General features: G+C 62.7%; 8 protein-coding genes. 4 read left to right on the plus strand and 4 right to left on the minus strand.

All coding sequences use genetic code 11. From position 1 onward, the window contains the following. The first annotated feature begins 50 nt into the window (after window positions 1-50). The 4 genes from HGQ17_RS12655 (at window position 51) to HGQ17_RS12670 (ending at window position 4039) form a co-directional block, all read left to right on the plus strand. Window positions 51-911, plus strand: coding sequence for a carbohydrate ABC transporter permease (locus HGQ17_RS12655; RefSeq protein WP_229503562.1), 861 nt, complete (start codon window positions 51-53; stop codon window positions 909-911). A 45-nt stretch (window positions 912-956) separates the two neighbouring features. Then, on the plus strand, window positions 957-2279 hold the full coding sequence (locus tag HGQ17_RS12660) for an ABC transporter substrate-binding protein (protein WP_168888313.1): 1323 nt from the start codon (window positions 957-959) through the stop codon (window positions 2277-2279). A 98-nt stretch (window positions 2280-2377) separates the two neighbouring features. Beyond that, window positions 2378-3088 (plus strand): dienelactone hydrolase family protein, encoded by a 711-nt coding sequence (locus HGQ17_RS12665; RefSeq protein WP_168888314.1) that lies wholly within the window; start codon window positions 2378-2380, stop codon window positions 3086-3088. A 135-nt stretch (window positions 3089-3223) separates the two neighbouring features. After that, complete coding sequence (locus tag HGQ17_RS12670; RefSeq protein ID WP_168888315.1) at window positions 3224-4039, plus strand: LysR family transcriptional regulator substrate-binding protein; 816 nt, start codon at window positions 3224-3226, stop codon at window positions 4037-4039. Here the strand turns inward: HGQ17_RS12670 and thiE are convergent. From thiE to HGQ17_RS15100, 4 genes are all read right to left on the minus strand, one after another. Then, entirely contained in the window at window positions 3936-4649 is a 714-nt protein-coding gene (gene thiE, locus HGQ17_RS12675) for a thiamine phosphate synthase (protein WP_168888316.1), read from the minus strand. The two genes, HGQ17_RS12670 and thiE, sit on opposite strands and share 104 nt — an antisense overlap. Beyond that, the gene (locus HGQ17_RS12680; protein WP_168888317.1) at window positions 4646-5206 is read right to left on the minus strand and encodes a type 1 glutamine amidotransferase domain-containing protein; all 561 of its coding nucleotides are present in this window, start codon (window positions 5204-5206) and stop codon (window positions 4646-4648) included. Before HGQ17_RS12680 ends, thiE begins: the two co-directional genes overlap by 4 nt. Window positions 5207-5325: 119 nt before the next feature. Then, window positions 5326-5940: a malonic semialdehyde reductase gene (locus tag HGQ17_RS12685; protein WP_168888318.1), complete on the minus strand. Its 615-nt coding sequence runs from the start codon at window positions 5938-5940 to the stop codon at window positions 5326-5328. Window positions 5941-6354: 414 nt separating this feature from the next. After that, on the minus strand, window positions 6355-6558 hold a 204-nt coding region (locus HGQ17_RS15100; protein ID WP_211090657.1), incomplete at its 5' end, for a hypothetical protein.

Raw genomic sequence — 6558 nt, forward strand, 5'->3', positions numbered from 1 at the left:
CCAACCCCACGGTGGACCCCGAGAAGAAGTCCCGTGACCAGCGCAAACAGCTGCGCCGGGGGACTTGGCGCGATGCTTTCAGTCGTCGCAATCTCGCCGACACTCTGCTGACCGGCTACCTGCCGATCCTGATCGCGCTGCTGATCATTGTGCTGCCGCTGGCCTGGATGATCTCCTCCAGCTTCAAACCGGTCAACGAGATCGTCACCCTGGAGCCCAGCTTCCTGCCCAATGACCCCACACTGTCCAACTACGAGACCGTGGACCGGCGGATCCCGCTGCTGCAGGTCTTCCAGAACAGTGTCATCGTCACCACCGTGGGCTCAACGATCAAAGTATTGCTGGCGATCACCACCGCCTACGCACTGGTGTTCATCCGGGTCCCCGGGGCCAACATCATCTTCTTGGGGATCCTGGTGGCCCTGATGGTTCCGCCGGAGGTCTCCATGCTGCCGAACTTCATGACTATTGAAGCCCTCGGTGGTCGTGACACCCTGTGGGGCATCATCCTGCCCGGTCTCGGCACAGCCTTCGGAACCTTCCTGCTGCGACAGCATTTCAAATCCCTGCCCAAGGAACTCTTCGAAGCCGCTGACCTCGACGGCGCCGGCCACTTCCGGAAGCTTTTCCAGATCGCGGTGCCGGTCTCCATGCCGGCCATCGCCACTGTCACCCTGGTCACCGTGGTCAATGAGTGGAACAGCTTCCTGTGGCCGCTGATCATCACTGATACCCGCGAGACGATGACCCTGCCGGTAGCCCTGAACCAGCTGCGCAGTGTGGAGGACGACGTCGCCAGCTACGGAATTCTCATGGCTGGGGCGGTCCTGGTGATCGTGCCCATGCTGATCATCTTCGCCTGCCTGCAGCGCTACATCGTGGCCGGCCTGACCCAAGGCGCGGTCAAATAACCCGAATCACCTAAGCCCCGTTTCACCCGAGCAAGGAGCACTTCAATGAGGAATAGCACTCTTTCCGCCACCTGGAAGGGCACTGCCGTCTTCGGTATGGCTGCCCTGGTGCTGACCGCCTGCGGTCCTGACACCAGTGGGGAGTCCGCTGAGGACCAGGTCGCCGACACCGACTGGTCGGATGTCGAACCGGCCGATGAGATCACCTTCGCCACCAACCACCCCGGTGGCTCGGAGGACCAGGAGAACGAGCTGATCGAGCAGTTCACCGAAGAGACCGGCATCGAGGTCAATGTCATCACCTCCGGTGCCGACTACGAGGAGACCAACCGTTGGTTCCAGACCGGCGGCGGTGACAACGCTGACGTCATCGTGCTCTCCGACGCCACCTGGTTCCCCAACTACCTCAATGGCGCACTGGCACCTGTGGATGACCTCCTGGAGGCCGCCGACGTCGACTCATCCGGCTATGTTGAGGCCCTCTACGAGGACTACCTCTACGAGGACCACCACTATGGTGTGCCCTACGCCCGCTCCACCCCGCTGTTCTACTACAACGTGGATCACTTTGAGGAGGCAGGGCTCGACGGCGCCCCCGAAACCTGGGAGGAAGTCGCCGAATACGCCCAGACAATCGTTGATGAGGACATCGCCAGCTACGGCTATTCCTTCCCGCCATCGAATGAGTACCCCGCATGGGGTCTGGCGAACCTCGTCTGGGGCTACGGCGGCGGCTGGTCCGATGAGTGGGACCTCTCCATGGTCAGCTCTGACGCCACGGCCGAGGCCATTGAGTTCGCCCAGTCCGGTGTCCAGGACGGTTGGGCTCATGTCTCCGCCAGCTCCCAGACCGATGACTTCTCCTCCGGGGTCTCCTCGATGACCATCCAGTCCACCGGATCCCTGGGCGGCATCCTGGAGGCTGCGGACTTCGAGGTCGGCACTGCTTTCCTGCCCGATGGTCCCGCCGCCGAGGGTGAGACCCCCACTGGTGGTGCCGGTCTGATGATCGCCTCCGCCTCCGATCCCGAGGAGCAGCTGGCCGCGGCCATGTTCGTCGGTCATATGACCTCGGCTGAGTCCCAGGCCTACTTCTCCGAGGCCACCGGCTACGTCCCCTCCCACCAGGACGCTGATATGTCCTCGGTCTACGAGGAGCAGCCCCAGTTCGAAACCGCAGTGGAGCAGCTGGACCGGGCCCGCGTTCAGGACCACGCCCGTGTCTTCCTGCCCGGCGCTGACCTCGAGCTGGCCGAGACCCTGCAGGATGTCCTGAGCGCCGACGCCGATGTGCGCGAGGAGCTGGAGCGGGTTCAGGCTGAGTTCGAGGAGCTCTACGAGACCGAACTGGCCGACGAGCTGGAGTAGTCCCGGCGGCGGTTAGCCCTATTCCAAGACGCACTTCACGACGTCGGCCCTCTTCAGTACGCTGAGGAGGGTCGACGTGTTTCCTGAAGGAGGATCCCATGGCAGAGAAGACACCCCACCAGAACATCACCTTCCCGCTCCCTGATTCGGATGTCACTGACACCGGCCACGGCTACCTCGCCACTCCGCCTTCGGGTTCGGGCCCGGCCATCATCGTCATCCAGGAATGGTGGGGTCTGACTGACCACATCAAGGAAGTCACCGACCGTCTGGCAGCTGAGGGTTTCGTGGCCCTGGCGCCGGACCTCTACGGCGGATGGATCACCCACGACGGTGATGAGGCCGGCGAGATGATGTCTAAACTGCCGGCTGACGAGGGCGCCAAGCAGCTGGCCGGTGCCACTGATTTCCTGCTGGCCCATGAGGCGGTCACCTCGAAGTCGGTCGGCGCCATCGGGTTCTGCATGGGCGGTGGTTTCGTACTCGCTCTGGCCGCTCAGCAGGGTGAGAAGGTCTCCGCGGCTGTGCCCTTCTACGGCGTGGGCCAGGCTGTGCCGGAGTCCTACACCGGGGTCAAGGCTGCCGTGCAGGGTCACTACGCCAAGCAGGATGAGATGTACCCCGAGGAGCAGGCCCGCCAGCAGGAGGACCAGATCCGTGAGGAGTCCGGTGCTGAGGTCGAGTTCTTCTACTACGACGCCGGCCACGCTTTCCACAATGACGAGAACCTCATCGGCACCTACGACGCTGAGAAGGCTAAGCTCGCCTGGGAGCGCAGCGTGGACTTCCTGCGCAAAAAGGTCAGCTGAGCACTGATCAGTTATCCCTGAAACTCCGCCTCCGGCTGTCTCACCCTGACATCAGTGGTGAGGCAGCCGGAGGTTTTTCTTTCGGGGTGACTGCCATGGGGTTCGGAGCGGATCACCAGTAGTAAAGTTCCCAGCATGACCAGCAACCGCCCGATACTGCCCGAGCAAGAGGATGGCGAGCCACCCCAGGGGCTGGTACTCGGTGCTATCCCGGGAGCCAGCCCGGATAAGTGGGTCAGCCGCTGGCGTCAGCGCTACCCCGAGATCCCGTTGACGGTTCGGTATGACGAGGACGCCGGTGCACTTCAGCGGGTGAGATCCGGAGAGGCGGATATCGGCTATCTTCGGCACCGGGCGCAGGAGCCGGGCGGTTCTGATGGCAGTTCCGGGGACCTCGCTGAGCTATCCGAGACGGAGCTCTTCCACCGGGTGCAGATCTATACGGAGCAGGCCGTGGTGTGTGCTGCCTCAGATCACTGGGTGGCAGCTGCTGAGGAGGCGGTGGACTGGGTGGATATCGCCGAGGAGCCGTTTATTGACCCCGCTGATATGGGGGTCAGTGGTTCCGGGGCGGAACTGGCTGCTGATGAGCGTATGGCCATGGAGGTGGTGGCCTCGGGCGCGGGACTGTTGCTGCTGCCGAACTCCGTGGCACGGGCGCTGAGCCGCAAAGACGTGGTGATCAGGACCCTGACTGACCACCCCGGCTTCACTGTTTCTTTGGTGTGGCTGCGCGCGAAGGATTCGCCGGAGATTCAGGAGTTCATTGGCCTCGCCCGGGGACGGAAACAGTCTTCCGGGCGAAGCCAATTGGAGCCGGCGGCAGGCCCGAAGAAGGGAAAGAAGGCTAAGCAGGCAGCTGCTCGCGCAGAGCCTTCGCGGCGGAAGTCACGTCAACAGCCTCGGTCACCGCGCGGACGACCACCACGCGGTCGGCGCCGACCCCGGTGACCTCCCCGATGTTCTCCGCGTTGATCCCGCCGATGGCGAAGAAGGGCTTTGCGGAGTCCAGTTTGGCTGCCTCTTGCGGCAGCTGGGTGCCGACCGCGGCCCGGCCTGGTTTGGTGGGGGTCTCCCAGATTGGTCCGGTGCAGAAGTAGTCCACACCGATATCGGAGTCGGCTTCCCGCACCTGTTCAAAGGTGCGGCAAGAACGTCCGATGACGACGTCATCGCCGAGCAGTTGTCTCGCCTGGTCGGTGGCGAGATCCTCTTGGCCGACGTGGAAGACGTCGACGCCGCTGATCAGGGCGAGATCTGCGCGGTCATTGGCCGCGGAGAGCCCACCGAATTCATCGGCGACCTGTTTCAGCAGGGTCAGTGCTGCAATCTCGGTCCGGGCGGAGACTTTCTTGTCCCGGACCTGGATGATGTCGACGCCTCCGGCATACGCATCCACGTAGAACTGCCGGAGGGCGTCGAAGTCCAACTCATCCACCGGGCCGGCCTCCGGCCTCGTGATGAAACGCTGCAGATCCGTGCAGACGTAGAGGCGGGAGGCCAGCAGCCGCTCGCGACGCAGCTGACCGGTGGTGGTTGGTTCGGGTACTGGTGTGCTCATGCTCCAACCGTACGCTGGGAGACCAGGGTCAGGAAGCTGCGGTTGAAGTCCTCGAGATCATTGGGGTTGCGGGAGGTGACCAAGTTGCCGTCCACTACGGCGGATTCGTCCACCCAGTTGGCACCTGCGTTGGTGAGGTCGGTACGCAGAGAGGCGTAGCTGGTCATCTTGCGTCCCTTGACCTGCCCGATCTCGGTGAGGATCCAGGGGCCGTGGCAGATGGATGCCACCGGCTTATCTGCGTCGAAGAATGCCTTGACGAATTCCTGGGCGTCCTCGTCGACTCGCAGAGTGTCAGCGTTGAGGGTCCCGCCGGGCAGGACCAGGGCGTCGTAGTCCCCTGCATCTGCGGAGGGCAGATGCACGTCCACATCGAAGTGGTCTGCGTGCTCCCAGTCGCCCTTCATCGCCTGGATCTGCTTCTCCTCAGGGGAGACGATGACAGGTGTGGCACCTGCGTCTTTGATGGCGGCGTAGGGCTCGGTGAGCTCGGGCTGTTCCACACCGTTGGTGGTCAGCAGTGCGATCTTGACTCCGGGAAGTGAGATTTCAGCCATGATGCTGCCTCCTTCTTGTCGAGGATTGATAGGCGGTTTACTTCAACCTGCCACTGCCAATCTAGGTGTCCTTACTGCATATGCAGAGGATATAACCTCAAAGGTTCCTGAAGGGTTGGTTAGAACACCTGTGAGGCCTGCTCGAACTCCAAACGGCCTCCTCGGGGCCGTACTGCCCCGTCGGCGGCGGGGAGGCCAATGTTGATGGCAACTAGGGTCTTCCAGCCGTTCTCGGTGTGCACCACGGAGTCGATTCCGGCGGGGCTCAGACCGGTCATGGGGCCGACCTCCAGTCCTCGTGCCCGAAGGGCGAGAATGAGGTAACCGACCTGGATGAGGGCGGACTGCTCACCGACGACCTTGCGCATCTTCTCCTGGGTGCCGAACTTCTCGCGCGCACCCTCATTCTGGGGCGCCAGCTGGGGCATGTGCTCGTGCCAGTCCTCGGTGTACGCGGCGATCACGGTCAGGGGAGCCTCAAGGGACTTTTGCCGGTTGGCTTCCATGAAGTGTTCCACGACTGCTTCGCGCTCAGCACCGGGAGTCAGGACGGTCAGTCGCAGCGGCTGAGCGTTGAAAGCAGTGGGAGCCCACCGAAGATCCTCGTATGCCCGCTGCACCACCTCGGGGTCGACGGGCTCGGAGCTGAACTTATGCACGGTGTGGGCATCAGCGAAGAGGGAGTCGAGCGCTCCCTGATCGAGGCGAGGTTCAGCGGTGGCGGTGGCAGTCATTCAGGCTCCTTGATCACTTAGAACTGTTTCCGCACCATACTGACGCATTCACAGCCAGGACTATTCCCTGACTACGAACTGCGACAGTCCCCAACCGTCGCCACCCCGGGGTCTCTATGAAATTTTCAAGCTACTGTGGCCAGTCCGTTTCCGGGGCCAAGTCGTGAAGTTCGTGCAATGAAGGTGGGGCGGGTGGGTTCCCTGCCTGAGGGTTGGAAGTGACTCCTTGAAAGAGCTGGGGGCTTCTGGTTGGTCCCTTCGATGCGAGGAGTCTCGCCGGGTTTGTGCCCGCATTCAGGGGACAATCCCTGGAGAGGTACACGGCCACCTTGCTTCCCCTCCCTCCACCACTGGCCCCGGGGCCGGGGTTGTGAGTGGCGGAGGGAAAGGCAGGCCGGGGTTAGGCAGCATCGTCTACTGCCCAATCTGGTGGTGGGCCAGGGTCCGATTCTGAGATGTATTCGCCTTCTTCATCCAGGGCTCTTGGGTGAAGCTCCAATGCTCCTCATCCCCGGGATCTGCTCGAGTCTGATCCGGGGGATGATGCTTATGACTTTTGATGTCATGTAGGGTCGACCAGCAGCGCCCTGCCCAGGGGTCTGGGTGGGTTTCTGCTGG

Source organism: Nesterenkonia sedimenti (assembly GCF_012641515.1).
GTDB classification, from domain to species: Bacteria; Actinomycetota; Actinomycetes; order Actinomycetales; family Micrococcaceae; genus Nesterenkonia; species Nesterenkonia sedimenti.